This is a genomic window from Methyloversatilis sp. MC4-4 (genome assembly GCF_049843555.1).
Lineage (GTDB): Bacteria > Pseudomonadota > Gammaproteobacteria > Burkholderiales > Rhodocyclaceae > Methyloversatilis > Methyloversatilis discipulorum_B.
Map to the genome: position 1 here is coordinate 519327 of NZ_JBBHZK010000001.1, position 22571 is coordinate 541897.

General features: G+C 67.0%; 15 protein-coding genes. 11 read left to right on the plus strand and 4 right to left on the minus strand.

All coding sequences use genetic code 11. From position 1 onward, the window contains the following. Positions 1 to 8 precede the first annotated feature (8 nt). On the plus strand, positions 9 to 3701 hold the full coding sequence (locus WDZ97_RS02440; protein WP_425761686.1) for a DUF748 domain-containing protein: 3693 nt from the start codon (positions 9 to 11) through the stop codon (positions 3699 to 3701). 20 nt (positions 3702 to 3721) lie between these two features. On the opposite strand, the gene WDZ97_RS02445 is transcribed toward WDZ97_RS02440, so the two are convergent. The 3 genes from WDZ97_RS02445 to WDZ97_RS02455 form a co-directional block, all read right to left on the minus strand. After that, on the minus strand, positions 3722 to 5044 hold the full coding sequence (locus WDZ97_RS02445) for a methyl-accepting chemotaxis protein (RefSeq protein ID WP_304005369.1): 1323 nt from the start codon (positions 5042 to 5044) through the stop codon (positions 3722 to 3724). A gap of 172 nt (positions 5045 to 5216) precedes the next feature. Next, positions 5217 to 5681, minus strand: coding sequence for a peroxiredoxin (locus WDZ97_RS02450; RefSeq protein ID WP_304008669.1), 465 nt, complete (start codon positions 5679 to 5681; stop codon positions 5217 to 5219). A gap of 43 nt (positions 5682 to 5724) precedes the next feature. Further along, complete coding sequence (locus WDZ97_RS02455) at positions 5725 to 8910, minus strand: error-prone DNA polymerase (protein ID WP_425761687.1); 3186 nt, start codon at positions 8908 to 8910, stop codon at positions 5725 to 5727. 580 nt (positions 8911 to 9490) lie between these two features. Between WDZ97_RS02455 and WDZ97_RS02460 the strand changes: the two genes are divergently transcribed. The 8 genes from WDZ97_RS02460 to WDZ97_RS02495 all read left to right on the plus strand — a co-directional run bounded on the left by WDZ97_RS02460 (position 9491) and on the right by WDZ97_RS02495 (position 18865). Then, entirely contained in the window at positions 9491 to 11413 is a 1923-nt protein-coding gene (locus WDZ97_RS02460; RefSeq protein WP_020165153.1) for a PrkA family serine protein kinase, read from the plus strand. A gap of 63 nt (positions 11414 to 11476) precedes the next feature. Then, a complete protein-coding gene (locus WDZ97_RS02465; protein WP_019917687.1) occupies positions 11477 to 12754 on the plus strand; it encodes a YeaH/YhbH family protein in 1278 nt (425 codons plus the stop codon). Beyond that, entirely contained in the window at positions 12751 to 14364 is a 1614-nt protein-coding gene (locus WDZ97_RS02470) for a SpoVR family protein (RefSeq protein WP_425761688.1), read from the plus strand. The genes WDZ97_RS02465 and WDZ97_RS02470 overlap by 4 nt, the downstream gene beginning before the upstream one ends. A gap of 45 nt (positions 14365 to 14409) precedes the next feature. Then, complete coding sequence (locus WDZ97_RS02475) at positions 14410 to 14784, plus strand: hypothetical protein (RefSeq protein WP_425761689.1); 375 nt, start codon at positions 14410 to 14412, stop codon at positions 14782 to 14784. Positions 14785 to 14843: 59 nt separating this feature from the next. Further along, positions 14844 to 15542: a hypothetical protein gene (locus tag WDZ97_RS02480; protein WP_425761690.1), complete on the plus strand. Its 699-nt coding sequence runs from the start codon at positions 14844 to 14846 to the stop codon at positions 15540 to 15542. Continuing rightward, on the plus strand, positions 15526 to 16959 hold the full coding sequence (locus tag WDZ97_RS02485) for a TolC family protein (protein WP_425761691.1): 1434 nt from the start codon (positions 15526 to 15528) through the stop codon (positions 16957 to 16959). Before WDZ97_RS02480 ends, WDZ97_RS02485 begins: the two co-directional genes overlap by 17 nt. Positions 16960 to 16973: 14 nt before the next feature. Continuing rightward, positions 16974 to 18389 carry a multicopper oxidase family protein gene (locus WDZ97_RS02490; protein WP_425761692.1) on the plus strand — a complete coding sequence of 472 codons (1416 nt, stop codon included), beginning with the start codon at positions 16974 to 16976 and terminating at the stop codon, positions 18387 to 18389. An 11-nt stretch (positions 18390 to 18400) separates the two neighbouring features. Beyond that, complete coding sequence (locus WDZ97_RS02495; RefSeq protein WP_425761693.1) at positions 18401 to 18865, plus strand: DUF411 domain-containing protein; 465 nt, start codon at positions 18401 to 18403, stop codon at positions 18863 to 18865. A 66-nt stretch (positions 18866 to 18931) separates the two neighbouring features. Here WDZ97_RS02495 and WDZ97_RS02500 read toward each other — a convergent pair whose 3' ends face one another. Beyond that, positions 18932 to 19132 (minus strand): heavy-metal-associated domain-containing protein, encoded by a 201-nt coding sequence (locus WDZ97_RS02500; RefSeq protein WP_425761694.1) that lies wholly within the window; start codon positions 19130 to 19132, stop codon positions 18932 to 18934. A 184-nt stretch (positions 19133 to 19316) separates the two neighbouring features. Between WDZ97_RS02500 and WDZ97_RS02505 the strand changes: the two genes are divergently transcribed. Both WDZ97_RS02505 and cueR read left to right on the plus strand, forming a co-directional pair. Then, on the plus strand, positions 19317 to 21737 hold the full coding sequence (locus WDZ97_RS02505; protein WP_425761695.1) for a heavy metal translocating P-type ATPase: 2421 nt from the start codon (positions 19317 to 19319) through the stop codon (positions 21735 to 21737). Next, the gene (gene cueR, locus WDZ97_RS02510) at positions 21724 to 22119 is read left to right on the plus strand and encodes a Cu(I)-responsive transcriptional regulator (protein WP_425761696.1); all 396 of its coding nucleotides are present in this window, start codon (positions 21724 to 21726) and stop codon (positions 22117 to 22119) included. The genes WDZ97_RS02505 and cueR overlap by 14 nt, the downstream gene beginning before the upstream one ends. The last annotated feature ends 452 nt before the right edge of the window (positions 22120 to 22571 follow it).

The window sequence follows — 22571 nt, forward strand, 5'->3', positions numbered from 1 at the left end:
GCTTGCCCATGTCGCTCAACGCCCTCTTTTCCCGTCCCGCCGTACGCAAGACCTTCATCGGCATCGTCGCTGCAACCGTGCTGTTCGGTCTGCTCGGTGCGTTCGCGGCGCCGCATCTGGTGCGTTCGCTGGCCGAGAAGCACGGTTCCGAATTCCTCGGTCGTGCGCTGACGCTGCAGGCGGTGTCGATCAATCCCTATACGCTGGAACTGACGGTGTCGGGAGTGAAGTTGCTGGAGGCCAACGGCAAGGACGAGGCGGTGACGCTGGACAGCCTGACCGTTGATGTCGAGTGGGCGTCGCTGTTCAAGGGCGCACCGGTGGTGCGGGCGGTACAGGTGGAGCGGCCCTGGCTGCGCATCGTGCGTCTCGACGAGGACGGCCGCTTCAATTTCAGCGACGTGCTGCAGAAGATTCTCGACCAGCCGCCGAGTGAGGAACCGGCGCGCTTCTCGATCAACAACATCGTGCTGCGCGACGGCCGCGTCGATATCGACGACCAGCCCTTCGCGCGCAAGCATGCGATCAGCGACATCCAGATCGGCCTGCCCTTCGTGTCCAACCTGCCGTCCGACGTCGAACTGTTCGTCGAGCCCTCGATCGCGGCTCGCATCAACGACGCGCCGTTCTCGATGAAGGGCAAGGTGCGGCCCTTCATCGACGAACGCGAGGCGACGATGAAGATCGAGTTCAACGCGCTCAACCTCGCGCGCTTCGATGAGTACTCGCCGGTGCCACTGGGCTTCCGCATCAGTTCCGGCCTGCTGGACACCGACATCGAGCTGGGCTTCCGCCAGAACAAGGAGGGCGCGCCGCGCATCGTGCTGCAGGGCACTTTGGAACTGCGCGATTTCGAACTCGACAGCCGTGACGGCAGTCCTCTGTTCAAGCTGCCGGCGCTGGATGTTGTGCTGAACGAGATCCAGCCTCTGGCCGGCAAGATCGACATCGCCAGCATCCGCATCGATCAGCCCGATTTCGAGGTTTCCCGCGCGAAGGATGGCAAGCTGAACCTGCAGGCCTTGCTGGCGCGACCGCGCCCTGCACCGAGCGCCACCGCGGCACCGGAAACGGCGCCGGCCGAGCCGGCGAAGGTACCGGAGGTGAAGGTCGGGCTGTTGGAGGTACTGCAGGCACGCGTCGCCTTCACCGACGAAATGCCGGCCAAGCCCTTCAGTTACGTGATCGAGCCGATGGACATCGTGCTGCGCGATTTCTCGCTGCAGGGCGACGCCCCGGCGACGCTGGTGATCGCCGCGCAGGCCGAGGGCAATACGCGGCTGGCGGTCGATGCAAAGCTGCACGCGAGTGCGCCCGACATCGAGGGCGAGCTGACGCTGAGCGGTGTCGAGGTGCCGCGCTTCAGCCCCTACTTTGCCGACCTGATCAACTTCTCGGTGGATCAGGCGGACGTGCGCATCGGTACGCGCTTCGGCCTGCGACTGGCCGACGGGGCGCCGCAGGGCGAGGTGCTGGTGACCGAGGCGGGCGTGGCCCGGCTCAAGCTCACGCGTCGCGGCGAGAAGAACGCCTTCGCCCAGGCCGACGACATCGTCGTGAGCCAGGCGCGCATCGACCTGTCGACGCGCAAGGTCGCGGTCGGCGCACTGGATCTGCTCAAGCCGCGTCTGCGCGCGGCGCGTCAGGCCGACGGCGACATCGATCTCGCCGGTCTGGTGCGCCCCTCGTCAGCGGCGGCGGGGCCTGCCGCGCCGGCGGCGTCCGCTCCGGCATGGACCGCGCAGCTGTCGGCGCTGAACCTGAAGGACGGCGCGGTCCGCTTCGAGGACCGCACGCTGACGACACCGGCCGTAGTCGAGCTCGACCGGCTGTCGCTCAAGCTGGAAAACGTCGGCACCGACCTGAAGCAGAAATCGAAGCTGGACCTCGGCTTTCGTGACGCCAAGGGCGGCCTGTTCGGCGTACGGGGCGGCTTTTCGCTGTCGCCGGTACAGGCCGATCTGAAGATCGATGCGCGCCGCCTCGACCTGCTCGTCGGCCAGCCCTGGATGGCGCAGAAGTTGAATGCCGAACTGCTCGCCGGCGTGCTGAGCCTGCGCGGCGACCTCGCACTGCAGACGCAGCCGACCGGCGACTGGACACTGGCGTGGAAGGGTGAAACCAATGTCGAGAACGTGCACCTGACCGAAAAGGTGAACGCCTCCGACCTGCTGAAATGGCGCTCGCTGTTCGCAGGCGGCATCGCGCTGAAGCTGGACAGCCGCAAGCCCGATCTGCTGGCCGGACTGTCGATCAACGAAGTCGCGCTGTCGGATTACTTCGCTCGCATCATCGTGTCGCCGCAGGGCCGGCTGAACCTGCAGGACGTGGTACGCAAGGACGGGACGGCTGCGACCGCGCCGGTGGCCGCCGCGCCGGCCGCCAAGCCTGCTCCGGCACCGGCTGCCCGCCCGGCGGCGCCGCCGGCCTCCGGCAGCCAGAGCGCGGCACTGGCACAGATGATCAATGCGGCGCGTCCGCCGATCGACGTGAAAACCATCGTGATGCAGGGCGGCCGCGTCGATTTCAGCGACTTCTTCATCAAGCCGAACTACCGTGCCCAGCTGTCCGAACTGGGCGGTCGCGTATCCGGCCTCAGTTCTGCATCCGGCACCGCCGGCGAGGTGGAACTGCGCGGCCTGGTCGAAGGTTCGGCGCCGATCGACATCACCGGCCGCATCAATCCGCTGGCCGAGGCGCTCTTCCTCGACATCAAGGCCAGTGCGCGTGGCATCGAGCTGGCGCCGCTGTCGCCCTATTCGGGCAAGTACGTCGGCTACGGCATCGAGAAGGGCAAGCTCAGCGTCAACATTGCCTACAAGATCGAGAACGACCAGCTGACTGCCCAGAACAACGTCATCCTCGATCAGCTCACCTTCGGCAACAAGGTCGACAGCCCGGACGCGATCAAGGCGCCGGTGCTGCTGGCGGTGTCGCTGCTGCAGGACCGCAACGGCGTCATCGACATCAATCTGCCGATCAGCGGTTCGCTGTCCGATCCGCAGTTCTCCATCGGCGGCATCGTCGTCAAGGTGATCGTGAACCTGATCGTCAAGGCGGTCACTTCGCCGTTCGCGCTGCTCGGTTCGCTGTTCGGCTCCGAGGCCGATCTCGATCACGTCGCCTTCGAGCCGGGTCGCGCGACGCTGACTGACACCGCGCGCAGCAAGCTCGACACGCTGGGCAAGGCGCTGACCGACCGACCGGCGCTGAAACTGGAAGTGACCGGCCGCACCGATCGCGCGACCGACATCGAAGGCTACCGCCGCGCGCTGCTGGAGCAGAAGGTACGTGCGATCAAGGCGGCGAAAACCAAAGCCTCGGCCGAAACCACGACGGTGTCGCCGGAGGAATATCCGGATCTGCTGAAGGCGGTCTACAAGGCGGCGGATTTCCCGAAGCCGCGCAATCTGGTTGGTCTGGCGAAGGACCTGCCGGTGCCGGAAATGGAAAAGCTCATCCTGACCAATACCGAAGTCAGCGACGAGGATCTGCGCCTCCTCGGCCTGGCGCGTGCGCAGACGGTGAAGGACTACCTGACGCGCAAGGCCAAGGTCGAGGACGCGCGCCTGTTCGTGCTGGCACCCAAGGCAGGCGAGCCGGCCGCCGACGGAGGCAAGCCGGCCGATGAGGGGAGCAAGCCGGCCGGCGGCAAGGACGCGAAGACGGCGCCGAACCGCGCCGACTTCTCGATCAAGTAAGAGGGCCGCGCGGCCCGTCGTCAGTCGCCGTCGGGGATGATGCGGGCGATCTGTTCGGTCGCCTCGCGCGTGCGTTCCGACAGCGTGCGCACCTCGTCGGCCACCACCGAAAAGCCGCGTCCGGCGTCGCCGGCGCGCGCGGCCTCGATCGCCGCATTCAGCGCCAGCCGGTTGGTCTGGTCGGCGATGGCGCGGATGGCGGTGACGATGGCGCGTATCTTCTGCACGTTGTCACCGAGCTGCTGGCGCTGCCGCGCCTCGACTTCCTGCAGATGGTGCTCGTTGTGCTCGGCCTCGATGCAGGTGAGCGCGCCGACCACGCGCAGCGGCGTACCGCGGTCGTCGCGCCGGGTGCGGCCGCGGGCACGGAACCAGCGGTAGACACCGTCCTTGCAGCGCAGCCGGTAGTCGATCGAGTAGGGCGTGTTGCCGCTGCGGTCCATCAGGTGGCGGGTGAAAGCTTCGAGCACGCCCGGCTTGTCGTCCGGGTGCAGGCGCGAGGCCCAGCTGTCGAGCACGTTCGGGAATTCCTCTTCGGTCTCGAAGCCGAGCAGGCGGCGGAACTGCGTCGACCACCAGAAGGTGTTGGACGGATTGACCGGGTCGCCGGCCACCACGTCGAGGTCCCAGATGCCGTCCGACAGCATGTCGCTGGCCAGTTCGAAACGGGTGAGCGCGGCGTCGAGTTTCGCCTCGTCCTCGCGGCTGCGGCTGATGTCGGTCAGCGAGCCGGCGATGCGCACGACGCCCTGTTCGTCGCGCACGGTGCGGGTGCGCGACAGCAGCCAGCGGTAGCTGCCGTCCTTGTGTGCCATCCGGTAGCGCGTGTCCGGCCAGTCGCCGTCGCGCCGGTCGGTCCATTGCCGCGCCAGCGTGTCGAGTGCTTGCTTGCGGTCTTCCGGATGCAGACGCGAGGCCCAGCTGTCGAGGCGATCCGGAAAGTCGTCGTGGTCGTAGCCCAGCATGCTGCGCAGACGGTCCGACCACCAGACCGGATGTTTCAGGTCAGGCGTCCGGGCGTCGCCCAGCCGGACTTCCCACAGTCCGGCGTCGACCACGGCGGCGATCAGACTGCTGCGCGCGCTCGCTTCGCTCAGCTCCTGACGCAGCGACTGCGCGTTGTCGGCGGCCACGTCCAGCATCTGTTCCAGTTCGTGCGCGCGCGTTTCGGCGTTGCGTGCCCGGTTGCGCAGACCGGAGAACACGCGGGACAGCGTGCCCAGCAGCTGCCGCTCATTGGCGCTGCCGCGTGGCGACGGGCAGTAGTCCTCGTCGCGCGATTCGCAGTCGGCGATGCGTTGCAGTTCGAACCAGAAATGTCGTCTGAGCAGCCAGGCCAGCATGCATCCTCCCCGTCGGTCCGGCGCACGACGCGCCGTGCAGCGGGGAGCAGATGACGTGCCATGAGGGCGGGCCGCGGAAAGGCTGGAATATCAGTGTCTTGTGCGAGAGCGTCGGGCGGGTGCAGCGTCCACATGCCGGACGGCGTATGACAATCGTCCGTGGCGCGGGCGCTCAACGTGGCGGCAGCAGACCGAGCAGTTCGTCAGCGTGGCGGCTCACGTCGGGTCGTTCGATCAGGTGTGCGATGCGACCTTCGGGGTCGATCAGCACGCTGATGCGCCGGTAGGCACCCAGCCAGCGGCGCAGCAGTCCGGCCGGACCGCTGCCGAGCGCGCCGTAGCTGTGGGCGATGCGCTGGCCGTCATCGACCAGCAGCGGGAAATCGAGGGCGAACTTGTCGGTGAAAGCGCGGTGCGCCGCGCTGCCCTGTGCCGACACGCCGAGCACGGTGAGCCCGCGAGCGGCGAGGTCGGCGCGACCGTCGCGGATGGAGCAGGCCTGTTTCGTGCAGCCCGGCGTGTCGTCGCGCGGATAGAAATACAGCGCCAGCCAGCGGCCGCGGTAATCGGCGAGACGGTGGCGGTGGCCGTGCTGGTCGAAGGCGTCGAAGTCGGGAGCGGGCTGGCCGGGCGTCATGGCGTGCGGGAACGGTCGTGGAAGACGGGACTGTAGTCGCTTTCTAGTGGAAATCCCGACTGCGCGGCGTCAGCGCTCCGAGCAGTGCCGAGCGGTCGACCAGGCGGCGGGCGATCAGGTGGATCACCTCGCCTTCGCGCGACACCTGGCCGTAGATGCCGAGCAGGGTAGCGCCCAGCACTTCGTGCCGCTGTTTCTCCTGCACGTCCTTGTGCACGATGACGTTGGCCAGTCCGGTTTCGTCTTCCACCGTGACGAACATGACGCCGCTCGCCGTGCCCGGACGCTGGCGGCAGGTGACGATGCCGGCGGCACGGGCCAGTGCGCGGTCGGGCAGACGGCGCAGTTCGGCGGCGGTGATGAAGCGCTGAGCGGCCAGTTCGCCACGCAGCAGCGCCAGCGGATGGCGGCCCAGCGTGAAACCGAGGCTGGCGTAATCGGCGACGATGTCTTCGCCTTCGTGCGGTGCCGCCAGCGCGAGCGGCGTTTCGTTCACCGGCGCGTCGCCCAGCAGTGCGTCCGGGCGCCGCACTGCCGCCTGCCAGTGTGCCTGGTGGCGGTTGCCGGCGAGCGGCTGCAGCGCTCCGCCGGCAGCGAGACAGCGCAACTGCTGCCGGTCCAGCCGGGCGCGGCGGGCGAGGTCGTCGACATTCGCGAACGGTGTCTTTGCGCGGGCGGCGATCAGGCTTTGCATGGCGTCCTGCGACACGCCCTTGATCATGCGCAGGCCCAGCCGCACGGCAGGCCCGGATGCGCGCGACGACGACGGACGTTCGAGCACGCAGTCCCAGCCGCTCACCGTCACGTCGGCCGGATGCACCTCGACGCCGTGCGTGCGCGCGTCGGCGATCAGCTGGGCCGGGGCGTAGAAGCCCATGGGCTGGCTGTTCAGCAGGCCGCACAGGAAGGCGGCCGGGTGGTGGCACTTGAGCCAGGACGAGGCATAGACCAGCAGTGCGAAGCTGGCGGCGTGCGACTCCGGAAAACCGTAGCCGGAAAAGCCCTCGATCTGGCGGTAGATCTGTTCGGCGAATTCCGGCGTGTAGCCCTTGTTCAGCAGGCCGGCGGTCAGCTTGTGCTGGAATTTTTCCATCGTGCCGCGCTGTCGCCAGGCGGCCATCGAGCGGCGCATCTGGTCGGCTTCGCCCGGCGTGAAACCGGCCGCGACGACGGCCAGCTGCATCACCTGTTCCTGGAAGATGGGCACGCCCAGCGTGCGTTCGAGTACCGGGCGCAGTTCGTCCGACGGGTAGTCGATCCGTTCCGGCGGCAGGTGGCGGCGGGCGAGGTAGGGATGGACCATGCCGCCCTGTATCGGCCCCGGGCGCACGATGGCGACCTGGATGACCAGGTCGTAGTAACGGCGCGGCCGCAGCCGCGGCAGCATATTCATCTGTGCCCGCGATTCGACCTGGAACACGCCGGTCGATTCGCCGCGGCACAGCATGTCGTAGGTCGCCGGGTCTTCGGGCGGAATGTCGGCGACGCTGCGGGGTATCAGTCCCGGTCCTGTCGCCGGTGACGCGGGGTGAGTGTCGGCGTAGGCCGCCAGCGACTGCAGGGTCTTGCGTATCGCGGTCAGCATGCCGAGTGCCAGCACATCGACTTTCATCAGGCCAACCGCTTCGAGGTCGTCCTTGTCCCACTGGATGACGCAGCGATCCGGCATCCGGGCGTTCTCTATCGGCACCAGGCGCGACAGCCGGCCGCGCGCGATGACGAAGCCGCCAACGTGCTGCGACAGGTGACGCGGCGCGCCGATCAGTTCATTCGCCAGTTCCATCAGCCGGCGTACGTGCGGCGAGGCGGGGCTGAAGCCGGCTTCGGCCATGCGGTCCTCGCGCACCTGCTTGCCGTCCCACCACATGTGGCCGCGCGTCAGACGGTCGAGCGCATCGTCGCTGAAACCGAGCGCGCGGCCGACGTCGCGCAGCGCCGAGCGCGGCCGGTAGCAGGTCAGGCTGGCGGCCAGTGCGGCGCGGTCGCGGCCGTACTTGCCGTAGATGTACTGGATCACTTCCTCGCGCCGCTCGTGCTCGAAATCGACGTCGATGTCTGGCGCTTCGTTGCGCTCGCGCGAAATGAAGCGACCGAACAGCATGTTGGCCCGCCACGGGTCGACCTCGGTCACGCCGATGCAGTAGCACACCGCCGAATTGGCGGCCGAGCCGCGGCCCTGACAGAGGATGCCGCGGCTGCGCGCCCAGGCCACGATGTCGTACACGGTCAGGAAGTAGGGTTCGTACTTGAGCTCGGCGATCAGCGCCAGTTCGTCCTCGATCTGCTGGCGCAACTTGCCCGCCTTCAGTTCGAAGGTGGCGTCGTCCAGCCTGACCACGCGACGGATCTGCCCGCAGCGCTCGACGTAGCCGCGTTCGGCCAGATGACGCAGCCAGGACGCCGGTGTATGGCCGGCCGGCACGATCTCTTCCGGGTACTCGTAGCGCAGTTCGTCGAGCGAGAAGCTGCACTGCGCGGCGATGTGCACGCTCGCGGCCAGCTGTTCGGCCGGATGGATCTGCGCCAGCCGGTGCGGCAGGCGCAGGTGGCGCTCGCCGTTCGGAAACAGCCGTTCGCCGCATTCGGGCAGCGTGCGGTGCAGGCGGATGGCGGTCAGCGTGTCCTGCAGCCGGCGTCGCTGGCGCACATGCATGTGCACGTCGCCCGCGGCGCACAGCGGCAAGCCGCTGGCGTCGGCCGCCGCCTGCAGCGCTGCCAGCTTGGCGCAGTCGTCGGTACCCAGGTGCAGTTCCACCGCCAGCCAGGCGCGTTCGCCGAAACGCGATTTGAGCCAGCAGCCGTGCGCAATAAGCGTTGCGGCGTCGGCGATGTCGTCGTCGCTCGGCGCCAGCAGCGCGATGCAGTCGGCCAGGCCGGCGTCGAGGTCGGCCAGTGTCAGGTGATAGCGGCCCTTGTCAGCCGCCATGCGGCCGCGGGTGATCAGTTCGGCCAGATTGCCGTAACCGTTGCGGTTGCACGCCAGCAGCACCAGCTTGGGTCCGTCGGCCAGGCGGATTTCGCTGCCGATGATCAGCGCCGGTTTCGGGTCGGGCAGGGCGCGCAGCGCCACGTGGGCGCGCACGACGCCGGCCAGCGAGCATTCGTCGGTGATGGCCAGTGCCGTGTAGCCGAGCGCGGCGGCGCGCTCGGCCAGTTCCTCCGGCGACGAGGCGCCGCGCTGGAAACTGAAGTGGCTCAGGCAGTGAAGTTCGGCGTAGGGCGTGGACATGGTGTGTACTGTATTTTCATACAGTACCTGTCGGCTGTCGACCGCACGCGCCGTGCGCGGCGCAGACCGCAGCTGCCGATGACCGGTTGTCGCCCCGATGCGGGATCGGCACCGGGGCGCGCCAGCGGTGCGACAGGGTGATCGTGCACCGGCGTGGTGCGTGTGGCGGCGAGTTCGTCCGCCGACCGCGTCCGCGGCGCCCGCGCCAGCCGGGCCCTTGAGCGGAACACTGCGATGACGATGGACACCGTGTGATCCGCGCACGGCAAGCATGGACCACAACTTGCTCAGGACCGGTCAACGGACTGCCGGGCACACACGTGAACAAGCGTGAGCACGCGGGAACTTCGCGTTGCAGGGGGTATCGACTCGACAACAAGTGTTGCATGTACGCATCTTGTGTCGCACGACTCGACACAGCGTCCATGCTTCGGAGCAGGATGGTGATCGCGGTGCTTATCGGGCTTTCATCGAGCCCGCGAGTGAACCAAGCTGAACATGTGGTGGTGCGGAATGTGCGCGCAGGCCGCGGGCTTCCGGACTACCTGTTTTGAAGGTCAACGGAGACTTGGAGATCAGCATGGACATCGTCAGTCATTTCGCCGCGCGTTTCGAGCGCACCCGCGAAGAGGAACTTTCGCTGGAGGAGTACCTCGCGGAGTGCAAGCGCGATCCGATGGCCTACGCCAGCGCGGCCGAACGCATGTTGAAGGCGATCGGCGAACCGCAGACGGTGGACACCCGCAACGACCCGCGGCTGTCGCGCATCTTCGCCAACAAGGTGATCAAGATCTATCCGGCCTTCGCCGAGTTCTACGGCATGGAGGACGCGATCGAGCAGGTGGTGAGCTACTTCCGTCACGCCGCACAGGGCCTGGAAGAGAAGAAGCAGATCCTCTATCTGCTGGGTCCGGTCGGCGGCGGCAAGTCGTCGATCGCCGAACGTCTGAAGGCTCTGATGCAGGAAGTGCCCTTCTACGCGATCAAGGGTTCGCCGGTGAATGAGTCGCCGCTGGGCCTGTTCGACCCGACCGAGGACGGCGCCATCCTCGAAAAGGAATATGGCATCCCGAGCCGTTACCTCAACCGCATCCTGAGTCCGTGGGCGGTCAAGCGGCTGGAGGAATTCGGCGGCGACATCCGCAAGTTCCGCGTGGTCAAGCGCTACCCCAGCGTGCTGAAGCAGGTGGGCATCGCCAAGACCGAACCGGGTGACGAGAACAACCAGGACATTTCGTCGCTGGTTGGCAAGGTCGACATCCGCAAGCTCGAAACCTATGCACAGGACGACCCGGATGCCTACAGCTTCTCCGGCGGCCTGTGCCTGGCCAACCAGGGCCTGCTCGAATTCGTCGAAATGTTCAAGGCGCCGATCAAGGTGCTGCATCCGTTGCTGACCGCGACCCAGGAAGGCAACTTCAAGGGTACCGAAGGCTTCGGCGCGATTCCGTTCGACGGCGTGGTGCTGGCGCACTCGAACGAGAGCGAGTGGAAGGCCTTCCGCAACAACAAGAACAACGAAGCCTTCCTCGACCGCATCTACATCGTCAAGGTGCCTTACTGCCTGCGCGTGTCCGAGGAAGTGAAGATCTACGAGAAGCTGCTGCGCGGCTCGTCGCTGGCCGAGGCCGTGTGCGCTCCGGGCACGCTGAAGATGATGGCGCAGTTCGCCGTGCTGACCCGGCTCAAGGAGCCGGAGAATTCCAGCCTCTATTCGAAGATGCAGGTGTATGACGGCGAGAACCTGAAGGACACCGATCCGCGCGCCAAGAGCTATCAGGAGTACCGCGACTACGCCGGCGTCGACGAGGGCATGAGCGGCATCTCCACCCGCTTCGCGTTCAAGATCCTGTCCAAGGTGTTCAACTTCGATTCGACCGAGGTGGCGGCCAACCCGGTGCACCTGATGTACGTACTCGAACAGCAGATCGAGCGCGAACAGTTCCCGCAGGACGTCGAGCAGAAGTACATCGCCTGCATCAAGGAACACCTGTCGCCGCGCTACGCCGAATTCATCGGCAAGGAAATCCAGACCGCCTATCTGGAAAGCTACAGCGAGTACGGCCAGAACATCTTCGATCGCTACGTCACCTACGCGGACTACTGGATACAGGACCAGGAGTACCGCGATACCGATACCGGCGAAGTGTTCGACCGCGCCTCGCTGAACGCCGAACTGGAAAAGATCGAGAAGCCGGCGGGCATTTCGAACCCGAAGGATTTCCGCAACGAGATCGTGAACTTCGTGCTGCGGGCGCGCGCCAACAACGCCGGCAAGAACCCGGTGTGGACCAGTTACGAAAAGCTGCGCACGGTGATCGAGAAGAAGATGTTCTCCAACACCGAAGAACTGCTGCCGGTGATCAGCTTCAACGCCAAGGCCAGCGCCGACGATGCCAAGAAGCACGAGGACTTCGTCAATCGCATGGTCGGCAAGGGCTACACGCCGAAGCAGGTGCGCCTGCTGTGCGAGTGGTACCTGCGCGTGCGCAAGAGTTCGTGACGGTGGTGGTGCATCGATAGACAAGACCGGGGCGACGCTGCCCCGGCGGGAAGGGGACACATCTTGCAGCAGATCATCGATCGCAGACTGGCCGGCAAGAACAAGTCCATCGGCAACCGCGAGCGCTTCCTGCGCCGCCACAAGGAGCAGATCCGCGAGGCGGTGCGGCGGGCGGTCGAGGGGCGCGGCATCCGCGACATCGCGCAGGGTGAGGACATCCACATCCCGAAGCGCGACATCAGCGAACCGGTGTTCGGCCACGGTCAGGGCGGCTCCCGTGAAATGGTGCACCCGGGCAACAAGGATTTCGTCCGTGGCGACCGCATCGAGCGGCCCAAGGGTGGCGGTGGCGGCGGGGCAGGTTCGGGCAACGCCAGCGATTCCGGCGAAGGTGAGGACGATTTCGTCTTCCACCTCACCAAGGAAGAGTTCATGCAGGTCTTCTTCGACGACCTGGCGCTGCCCAACCTGATCCGTACCACGCTGGCCGAGACGCCGGAGTACAAGACGCATCGTGCCGGTTTCTCCAGCGACGGCACGCCGAACAACCTGCACGTCGTGCGCTCGATGCGCGGGGCGATCGGCCGGCGCATCGCGCTCGGCAGCGAATCGCGGCGCGAACTGCACCGGCTCGAAGCGCTGCTCGAAGACCTGCGCGCGCAGCCGGGCACGCCGGCGCGGCTGCACGAGATCGAACAGATCGAAGCCGATATTGCCGCGCTGCGTTCGCGCATCGACCGCATTCCCTATCTCGACCCGATAGACCTGCGCTACCGCAGCCGCGTGCGCACGCCGGTGCCGACCGCGAAGGCGGTCATGTTCTGCCTGATGGACGTGTCGGGCTCGATGGACGAGGCGCGCAAGGATCTGGCCAAGCGCTTCTTCATCCTGCTCTACCTGTTCCTGACCCGGCACTACGAGAAGATCGAAATCGTGTTCATCCGCCATCACACGCAGGCGCAGGAGGTGAGCGAGCACGACTTCTTCCATGCCACCGAAACCGGTGGCACCGTGGTGTCGAGCGCGCTGGTACTGATGGAGGACATCATCCAGGCGCGCTACCCGCGGGGCGAGTGGAACATCTACGGTGCGCAGGCCAGCGATGGCGACAACTGGCACGACGACAGTCCGCGCTGCCGCGAAATCCTCGAACAGAAGATCCTGCCGCTGGTGCGCTACTTCGCCTACATCCAGGTGGTCGAGCAGGAACAGAACCTGTGGCACGAGTACTCGGATCTCGCGATGGAGAGCGAGAACTTCGCCATCCGCAAGGCGGCCGAGGTCGACCAGATCTATCCGGTGTTCCGCGACCTGTTCAAGAAGGAAGGAGCCGCGAAATGAGCGATACCTACGACCGCCGCAACAACGGTCGCGCGGCCTCGCCGGGCGAATACGGCGGGCGTCGTCATCCGGCGCCGCTGAGCGCACCGCTGCCGCTGAAGGAACGCCCGACCGCCCGCTTGCCGGCGCCCAGCGACTGGACCTTCGAACTGATCGAGCAGTACCACGACGTGATCCGCGCCACCGCGCAGCGCTTCGGGCTCGACACCTATCCGAACCAGCTGGAGATCATCACCGCCGAACAGATGATGGACGCCTACGCCAGCGTCGGCATGCCGGTGAACTACCGGCACTGGAGCTACGGCAAGGAGTTCATCAGCACCGAGAAGAACTACCGGCGCGGCCAGATGGGCCTGGCCTACGAAATCGTGATCAACAGCAACCCCTGCATCAGCTACCTGATGGAGGAGAACACGATGGCGATGCAGGCGCTGGTGATCGCGCACGCGGCCTACGGCCACAACAGCTTCTTCAAGGGCAACTACCTGTTCCGGATGTGGACCGACGCGTCGTCCATCATCGACTACCTGGTCTACGCGAAGAACTACGTCGCGGCCTGCGAGGAGCGGCACGGCATCGACGCGGTCGAACTGCTGCTCGACAGCTGCCACGCGCTGATGAACTACGGCGTCGACCGCTACCGTCGGCCGAGCAAGCTCAGCCTGACGCAGGAACTGGCGCGCGCCAAGGACCGCGAGGCCTACGCGCAGCAGCAGGTGAACGAGATCTGGCGCACGCTGCCGCCGAAACTGGGCCGCGACGAGGCGGAAAAGGAAGCGCCGCGCTTCCCGGCCGAACCGCAGGAAAACCTGCTCTACTTCATCGAGAAGAATGCGCCGCTGCTCGAACCGTGGCAGCGCGAAATCGTGCGCATCGTGCGCAAGGTGGCGCAGTACTTCTATCCGCAGCGCCAGACCCAGGTCATGAATGAGGGCTGGGCCACCTTCTGGCACCACCACCTGCTGAACACGATGTACGACGACGGCTTCCTCGACGACGGCATCATGATCGAGTGTCTGAAGTCGCACACCAACGTTGTCTACCAGCCGCCAGTTGGCCACCCGGCTTACAGCGGCATGAACCCGTACGCGCTGGGCTTCGCGATGTACACCGACATCAAGCGCATCTGCGAGGCGCCCACCGAGGAGGACCGCCTGTGGTTCCCGGACATGGCGGGCAGCAGCTGGCTGGAAACGCTGGACCACGCCATGCGCAACTTCAAGGACGAAAGCTTCATCGGCCAGTACCTGTCGCCGCGCGTGATGCGGGCCTTCCGCCTGTTCGCCATCACCGACGACGACACCGAGCCGACGCTGGAGGTATCGGCCATTCACGACGAGTCCGGCTACCGCAACCTGCGTGAAGCGATGTCGCGGCAGTACGATCTCGGCTCGCGCGAACCGAATATCCAGGTGTGGAGCGTGAACCTGCGCGGCGACCGTTCGCTGATGCTGCGGCACACACAGCACAACAACCGGCCGCTGCACGACGGCGCCTACGAAGTGCTGAAGCACGTCGCCCGGCTGTGGGGCTTCCCGGTGCATCTGGAAAGCGTGAATGGCCAGGGCGCGGTCGCCCGGCGCTGGACGGTGGACCCGAGCACGACTTGACTGGTGTCATGCGAACTTCGTCGATGCGCTGATATCCTAGTCCCCATGCGTTCCGCGACCCGCCTCCTGCTGACCTTCTTGCTGCTGCTGGCATTGCCCCTGCAAGGCTTTGCCGCGGCGGCGATGATCAGTTGCGCGCCGTCGCATCACGGATTGCAGACCACTGTCACCCTGCACGATGATGCGGCCGCGCACGCGCATCACCAGGGCAGTGATCATGACCCCGTTTCGACACCTTCCCATGGCAAGCACGCCTGCAGCGCCTGTGCCGCCTGCTGCATCGGTGGCGCCTTGATGCCGTCCGCGCTGCGGCTGCCCGGCGATTTTTCGACGCACCTGCGTCCGCTGCCGGCGCCCGTAATACCTCCGGCCTTCATCACCGAAGGCACCGAACGCCCGCCCAGACACGACCTCGCCTGACACCCGAAATCCGTCCACGGTGGGCGGAAGTCGATACACCTGTCTTTCGCGAGGTATTCATGGTCCATCTTTCCATCCGGATGCTGCTTGCCGCAGCGTTCGTCACCACGTCCGCCTGGGCGGCCGATCCGACGGATCCGGCTGCACCCACGCGGTCGCTCGATCACCGCTCGGTGTTCGACACCTACCGCGCCGGTAGCGCAGGCGCTGTCGGCAACTGGCGGGAAGCCAACGACGCGGTCGGCCGTCAGGCCGGCAGCCACGCGCACGATCACGGCAGCACGACGTCCGCGCCGCCTGACCCGCATGCCGGCCACGATCACGGTGCGCAAGCGGCCACCGATCCGCATGCGGGCCACCACGGACAGATGCACGGTCACATGCATGGCCCCATGCATGACGCGCATGCGCCTGGACACAAGGACGGCGGCGCTGCCGCCGCGTCGCCTGAGCCGCATGCCGGCCATGATCATGGCTCACCGGCTGCCGGCGACGCGCACGCCGGCCACAGTGCCGGCACGCCTGCAGGCGGAGCCGCCAAGCACGATCACGGCGCTGCCGGCGGCGACGCGAAGCCGCATCACTGTCCGCACCACGCCGCTCACCACGCGTCGATGCACGAGCAGATGCACGGCCGGATGCATGACGCGCATCGGTCAGGACACCAGCACGGCGGCGATTCCGCGGCGATGAAGTCGGGCCACGGACACCGCTGCCATCACGACAGCAAGGAGGGCGGCGATGCGCACAAGCACTGATCATGGCCGGTTCAGGCTCGTGCCGCTGGCGGCGGCGGTTGCGCTGCTGGCCGGTTGCGCGAGCTTCAGCCCGGACGGCGGTTTCGGCACGGTCGAACAGACCGCGCGCGAAAAGCTGGGCAAGGATGTCAGATGGGCGCGCAGCGACGAGGACCGCAAGGCGGTCGCCGACCGCGTTGCCGAACTGCTGGCGCAACCGCTGTCGGCCGACGACGCCGTACAGATCGCGCTGCTGAACAATCGCGGCCTGCAGGCGGGTTTCCACGAACTGGGCATCCGCGAGGCCGAAGTGGTGCGCGCAGGCCGCCTGCCCAATCCGACCTTCTCGATGTTTCACGCCAGCAAGAAGGCAGACGGCGTGCGCGACTACAAGATCGAGCAGGCGCTCACCTTCAACATCTTTTCGCTGCTGACGATGCCGCAGGCCGTCGAGGTGAATCGCCGCGTCTTCGAACAGTCGCAGCGCGCGGTATCGCTGCAGGTGCTGCGGCTGGCGGCCGACGTGCGCCGCGCCTGGGTACAGACGGTGGCCGCCGGCGAGACGCTGCGCTACATGGAACAGGTGATGGAGGCTGCCGACGCCGGTGCCGAGCTTGCCCGGCGCATGCGCGCTGCCGGCAACTACAGCGCGCTGGCACAGGCGCGCGAGCAGGGCTTCCACGCCGATGCGGCGCTGAACCTGGCGCGCGCGCAGCAGGCGCACACTGCGGCGCGCGAACGACTGACGCGGCTGATGGGCCTGTGGGGCGAACAGACCGCCTTCCGCCTGCCCGACCGCCTGCCCGAACTGCCGGCGGAGGCCCTCGACGCACCGGACATCGAGCGTCAGGCGATGGGCTCGCGCATCGACCTGCAGATCGCGAAGCTCGACGCCGAAGCGACCGCGCGCAACCTCGGGCTGACGAAGACCACGCGCTTCATCGACGTGCTTGAGGTTGGACCCGCGCGCGTGCTCGAGGGGCGGCGCAGCGAGTCCTACAAGAAGGGCTACGAGATCAGTTTCGAACTGCCGCTGTTCGACTGGGGCGGTTCGCGCGTCGCACGGGCCGAGGCCATCTACATGCAGTCGGTCGAGCGTGCCGCCGAAGCGGCGGTCAATGCACGCTCGGAGGTGCGCGAAGCGTACGCCGGCTATCGCACGGCCTTCGACATCGCGCGCCATTACCGCGACGAGGTGGTGCCGCTCAGGAAGCGCATTTCCGACGAAAACCTGCTGCGCTACAACGGCATGCTGATCGGCGTGTTCGAACTGCTGGCCGATGCGCGCGCGCAGGTGGCCGGCGTGAATGGCTACATCGAGGCGCTGCGCGATTTCTGGATCGCCCAGGCGGATCTCGACATGGCGCTGGTCGGTCGCCCCGATCTGGCGCCCGCACCGGGCGCCGCAATCGCCACCGCCGCTGGCGCAGAGCACTGAACAGGATGAACAAAATGACTTCCCGCAGAGATTTTTTCCGCAATGCAGGCATCGCTGGTGCCGCGGTGGCCAGCGCGGCCGTGAGCCGCGTGGCGCTGGCAGCGGTGCCGGAACCGGTGATCGAGACGACCGCCGACACGCGCGGCCCACTGATTCCGCCGAATGGTCGTCCCTACAACCCCGTGGTGACGCTGAATGGCTGGACGCTGCCCTGGCGCATGAAGGACGGCGTCAAGGAATTCCACCTGGTGGCCGAGCCGGTGGTGCGCGAAATGGCGCCCGGCTTCAAGGCCCACCTGTGGGGCTACAACGGCCAGTCGCCGGGCCCGACCATTGAGGTGGTCGAGGGCGATCGCGTACGCATCTTCGTGACCAACAGGCTGCCAGAGCGCACCAGCGTGCATTGGCACGGCCAGCGCCTGCCCAACGGCATGGATGGCGTGAGTGGCCTGACCCAGCCGGCGATACCGCCGGGCAAGACCTTCGTCTATGAATTCGTCGCGCGCCGGCCCGGTACCTTCATGTACCACCCGCACGCCGACGAAATGACGCAGATGGCGATGGGCATGATGGGTTTCTGGGTCACCCACCCCAAGGGCCGCCACCCGCAGATCGCGACGGTCGATCGCGACTACGTGTTCCTGCTCAATGCTTACGACATCGATCCCGGCAGCTACACGCCGAAGACGATGACGATGCTGGATTTCAACCTGTGGTCGTGGAACAGCCGCATCTTCCCCGGCATCGCGCCACTCGTCGCGCGCAAGAACGACCGCGTGCGTCTGCGCATCGGCAATCTGACGATGACCAATCACCCGATGCACATCCACGGCCACGAATTCGAGGTCACCGGCACCGACGGAGGCCCGGTGCCGAAGTCGGCACGCTGGCCCGAGGTGACGGTGGACATCGGCGTCGGCCAGATGCGGCAGATCGAGTTCATCGCCGACGAAGAGGGCGACTGGGCCTTCCACTGCCACAAGAGTCACCACACGATGAACGCAATGGGCCACGACGTGCCCAATCTGATAGGCGTCGATCATGGCGGGCTGGCCGAACGCATATCGAAGCTCGTGCCGGGCTACATGACGATGGGCGAACGTGGCATGGGCGACATGGCCGACATGAAGATGCCGCTGCCCGAGAACACCGCGCCGATGATGACCGGCGACGGTCCTTTTGGCTCGGTCGAGATGGGCGGCATGTTCTCGGTGTTCAAGGTCAGGCGCGAACAGAAGCCGGGCGACTACACCGACCCCGGCTGGTTCCGCCATCCGCCGGGCACCGTTGCGCACGAGGTTGGCCAGATGCCGGCAGCATCGCCGCCGGCCGGCCACGACCATGGCGCCTCCAGCATGCCGCTCGTACAGCCGCAGGACATCGAAGTACAGGTGCGCAAGCCGGCCGCCGGCGCGCACGACCATCATTGAAAGGACGCACCATGAACACGACACGTCGCGCGCTGATCGGCGCGCTTGCCACCGCGGCCCTGCTGCCGCGCGCCGCCACGCTGATGGCGGCGCCGAAACCGCTGGTCGAGGTGTGGAAAAGCCCGACCTGCGGCTGCTGCAAGGACTGGGTGGTTCATCTGGAAGCGAACGGCTTCGCGGTCAAGGTGTATGAGACCGGCAACAACGAAGCGCGCGCCCGGCTGGGCATGCCGGCGAAGTTCGCCTCCTGCCACACCGCGCGGGTCGACGGCTATCTGCTCGAAGGCCACGTGCCGGCGAGCGAGGTGCACAGGATGCTGAAGGAAAAACCGAAGGCGCTCGGCCTGGCGGTACCGGCGATGCCGGTCGGCTCGCCGGGCATGGACGGTCCCGAGTACAAGGGGCGCAAGGATCCGTACGACGTGCTGCTGGTGCAGGCGGATGGCAACGCGAGCGTCTATCGCAGCTATCGCTGACGCCGCCCGGCCAGGCTTTTGTGGGAGCGAGCTTGCTCGCGATTACAGCCTGCAGCAAAGACCGGATTACGCCGGCGGGTAGTCCGCCTCAGCCAGTGCGCTGCGGTAAGTGTCCGCGTCGACGGTTGAGTCGATGCGCACGCGGTGGGTCGGCAGGTCGATGTCGACCTTCGCGCCGTCGTCGATGCTGGCGACCAGCGCCCTGATGCGGCCGGCGCAATGGCCGCAGGTCATGTCGGGGACGGTGAATTCGATGGTCGTGCTCATGGCGGGGCTCCGCTGTCGGGTTGGGATGGGAGGATGATGGACCTTGCCACGATGGGAAGGTCAAGCGTCTTGTCGCTTTCATTTCGTTTCGGGATCGCCGGCGTCGGCGGCTGAATTTTCCGCTTGACCTTGCCATCATGGGAAGGTCGACACTGGGTACGTTCTCCCGATACAGGATTGTCCAATGAACACCTCCGATCTGCCCGCCGGTGCGGGCCCGCTCACTCGCTGGGAATTCGGCGTCGATGGCATGACCTGCGCCTCCTGCTCGACCCGGGTCGAAAAGGCCTTGGCGCGCACGCCCGGCGTGGTGTCCGCCAGCGTCAATCTGGCGACCGAACGTGCGACCGTCGAGGCCGACGCCTCGGTCGATGCCGCCGCGCTGCAGGCGGCGGTCGACAAGGCCGGCTACGTACTGAGGCCGCAGGCACTGCGGCTGAACATCGAAGGCATGACCTGCGCGTCCTGCGTGGCGCGGGTCGAGAAGGCGCTGAACAAGGTGCCGGGCGTGCTGTCGGTCAGCGTCAATCTGGCGACCGAAACCGCGGACATCGTCAGTGCCGCCGACAATCTCGGCGCGCTTCAGGCGGCGGTCGAGCGCGCCGGCTATCGTGCAACGCCGCCGGCCGCCGCGCCCGAGGTTGCTCCTCGCGGTGCGCTGCCCGAATGGTGGCCGGTGGCGCTGGCGGTCGCGCTGTCGTTGCCGCTGGCACTGCCCATGGTGGGCATGCTGTGGGGCGCGCACTGGATGCTGCCCGGCGGGCTTCAGTTTCTGCTCGCGACACCGGTGCAGTTCTGGCTCGGCGCCCGCTTCTATGTCGCCGGCTGGAAGGCGCTGCGCGCCGGCAGCGGAAACATGGACCTGCTGGTCGCGCTCGGCACCTCTGCCGCCTGGGGCCTGAGCGTCTGGCTGTGGCTCACTGCCGGCCCGGGTGCGATGCCGCATCTGTATTTCGAGGCCTCGGCAGTGGTGATCACGCTGGTGCTGCTCGGCAAATGGCTGGAAACCCGCGCCAAGCGGCAGACCACCGACGCCATCCGCGCGCTCAACGCGCTGCGTCCGGACACCGCGCGGGTACGCCGTGACGGTGTAGAGGTCGAACTGCCGCTGGCGCAGGTCGTGCTCGACGACGAGGTGGTCATCCGACCGGGCGAACGGGTGCCGGTGGACGGCGACATCGTCGATGGCGCCAGCCAGGTGGACGAATCGCTGATCACCGGCGAGAGCCTGCCGGTCGCCAAGCAGGTGGGCGACCGTGTGACCGGTGGTGCGGTCAACGGCGAGGGCCGGTTGGTGGTGCGCACGCGGGCCATCGGTGCCGAAACCGTGCTGGCGCGCATCGTGCGGCTGGTCGAGAGCGCGCAGGCCAAGAAGGCGCCGATACAGCGCCTGGTCGACCAGGTCAGCGCGGTGTTCGTGCCGGTGGTGATCGTGCTTGCCGGACTCACCTTCGGCGGCTGGATGATCGCTGGTGCCGGTGTCGAAACGGCGCTGCTGAATGCGGTTGCAGTCATGGTGATCGCCTGCCCGTGCGCGCTCGGTCTGGCCACGCCGACCGCCATCATGGTGGGCACCGGCGCGGCGGCGCGGCACGGCATTCTGATCAAGGACGCCGAGGCGCTGGAAATCGCGCACCGCGTGTCGGTGGTCGCCTTCGACAAGACCGGCACGTTGACTGAAGGACGACCGGAACTGGTCGCGTTCGAGCCGGCGGTCGGTGCGCCCGGCGAGCTGCTCGCGCTGGCCGCTGCACTGCAGGCCGGCAGCGAGCACCCGCTGGCGCGCGCAGTCAGCACGGCTGCGGTGCGCGAAGGCGTGACGGTACTGCCGGCGAACGAACTGGCGGCGGTCGCAGGGCGCGGCATCGAAGCGACCGTCGACGGCCGCGCGCTGAAGCTGGGCAGCTCGCGTTTCACGGAAGAGCTGGGCGTCGATCTGTCGCCGCTCGCCGCTCGCGCCGCGCAACTGCAGACCGAGGGGCGCACCGTGTCCTGGCTGGCCGACCTGACGACTGCGCCGCGCCTGATCGGACTGCTCGCTTTCGGCGACACGCTGAAGGCGTCGGCGGCGGGAGCGGTGAGCCGCCTTCAGGCAGGCGGCGTTCGTACCGTGCTGGTGAGCGGCGACAATCGCGGTGCCGCGGCGGCAGTGGCTGAGCAACTGGGCATGACCGACGTGCGCGCCGAAGTGCTGCCCGAGCACAAGGCCGAAGTCGTGGCCGAACTGAAGCAGGGCGGGGCGGTGGTCGCCATGGTGGGCGACGGCATCAATGACGCGCCCGCGCTGGCCGCCGCCGACGTCGGTATCGCGATGTCCACCGGCACCGACGTGGCGATGCACGCCGCCGGTATCACGCTGATGCAGGGCGACCCGGCGCGCGTGGCCGACGCGCTCGATATTTCCCGGCGCACCTGGGCGAAGATCCGGCAGAACCTGTTCTGGGCCTTCGCCTACAACGTGGTCGGCATTCCGCTGGCCGCCGCCGGCATGCTGAATCCGGTGATCGCCGGCGCGGCGATGGCCTTCTCCAGCTTCAGCGTGGTCAGCAACGCGCTGCTGCTGCGGCGCTGGAAACCCGAAGAGGTGCGCGATGAACATCGGTGAGGCGGCCGCACGTTCCGGCGTGTCGGCCAAGATGGTGCGGCATTACGAGTCGCTCGGCCTGCTGCCGGCGGTGGCGCGCACGGACGCCGGCTACCGGCAATACGGCGAGCGCGAGGTGCACACGCTGCGCTTCATCCGCCGCGCGCGCGACCTCGGATTCTCGATGACGGAAATCGCCGATCTGCTGGCCTTGTGGCAGAAGCCGGACCGCGCCAGTGGTGACGTGAAACGCATCGCCGAGGCGCACATCGCCGACCTCGACCGGCGCATCGCCGAAATGACGGCAATGAAACGCACACTGGCGGAACTCGCCCGCTGCTGCCACGGCGACGGCCGACCGGACTGCCCGATACTCGACGGCCTTGCGGATAACGCCCGGTAGTCCCGGCAACGGGTCCTCATTCGACGATGCGGCCCTGGCCGCGACGCGGCCGCTGCAGTCCGCTGGCTTCGCTTCAGGCTGCTGTCGGGGTCAAGACCCCTCCCACAGGCCCCCCGCTCGGGCTCTAGCCTCGAATTAGGCGCAATTCCCGTGGGAGCGGCCTTGGCCGCGACAGGGCCGCTGCAGTCCGCAGGCTTCGATTCAGGCTGCTGTCGGGTCGAGACCCCTCCCACAGGACCCCCGCGCGGGCTCCGGCCTTGAATTAAGCGCGATTCCCGTGGGAGCGGCCCTGGCCGCGACAGGGCCACTGCAGTTCGCAGGCTTCGATGCAGGCTGCGGTCGGGGTCAGAAGACCCCTCCCACAGAACCCTTGCGCAGGTCTGGACCGCCGGTCAGGCGAAACCGTTGTGGGAGCGGCCTTGGCCGCGACGCAGCCTCAGCAGTCTGCAGGT

Bases quoted from the DNA above. Each gene is read 5' to 3' on its own strand.
- WDZ97_RS02440 (WP_425761686.1), top strand. From the start codon at position 9: ATGTCGCTCAACGCCCTCTTTTCCCGTCCCGCCGTACGCAAGACCTTC.
- WDZ97_RS02445 (WP_304005369.1), bottom strand. From the start codon at position 5,044: ATGCTGGCCTGGCTGCTCAGACGACATTTCTGGTTCGAACTGCAACGC.
- WDZ97_RS02450 (WP_304008669.1), bottom strand. From the start codon at position 5,681: ATGACGCCCGGCCAGCCCGCTCCCGACTTCGACGCCTTCGACCAGCAC.
- WDZ97_RS02455 (WP_425761687.1), bottom strand. From the start codon at position 8,910: ATGTCCACGCCCTACGCCGAACTTCACTGCCTGAGCCACTTCAGTTTC.
- WDZ97_RS02460 (WP_020165153.1), top strand. From the start codon at position 9,491: ATGGACATCGTCAGTCATTTCGCCGCGCGTTTCGAGCGCACCCGCGAA.
- WDZ97_RS02470 (WP_425761688.1), top strand. From the start codon at position 12,751: ATGAGCGATACCTACGACCGCCGCAACAACGGTCGCGCGGCCTCGCCG.
- WDZ97_RS02475 (WP_425761689.1), top strand. From the start codon at position 14,410: ATGCGTTCCGCGACCCGCCTCCTGCTGACCTTCTTGCTGCTGCTGGCA.
- WDZ97_RS02480 (WP_425761690.1), top strand. From the start codon at position 14,844: ATGGTCCATCTTTCCATCCGGATGCTGCTTGCCGCAGCGTTCGTCACC.
- WDZ97_RS02485 (WP_425761691.1), top strand. From the start codon at position 15,526: ATGCGCACAAGCACTGATCATGGCCGGTTCAGGCTCGTGCCGCTGGCG.
- WDZ97_RS02490 (WP_425761692.1), top strand. From the start codon at position 16,974: ATGACTTCCCGCAGAGATTTTTTCCGCAATGCAGGCATCGCTGGTGCC.
- WDZ97_RS02495 (WP_425761693.1), top strand. From the start codon at position 18,401: ATGAACACGACACGTCGCGCGCTGATCGGCGCGCTTGCCACCGCGGCC.
- WDZ97_RS02500 (WP_425761694.1), bottom strand. From the start codon at position 19,132: ATGAGCACGACCATCGAATTCACCGTCCCCGACATGACCTGCGGCCAT.
- WDZ97_RS02505 (WP_425761695.1), top strand. From the start codon at position 19,317: ATGAACACCTCCGATCTGCCCGCCGGTGCGGGCCCGCTCACTCGCTGG.
- cueR (WP_425761696.1), top strand. From the start codon at position 21,724: ATGAACATCGGTGAGGCGGCCGCACGTTCCGGCGTGTCGGCCAAGATG.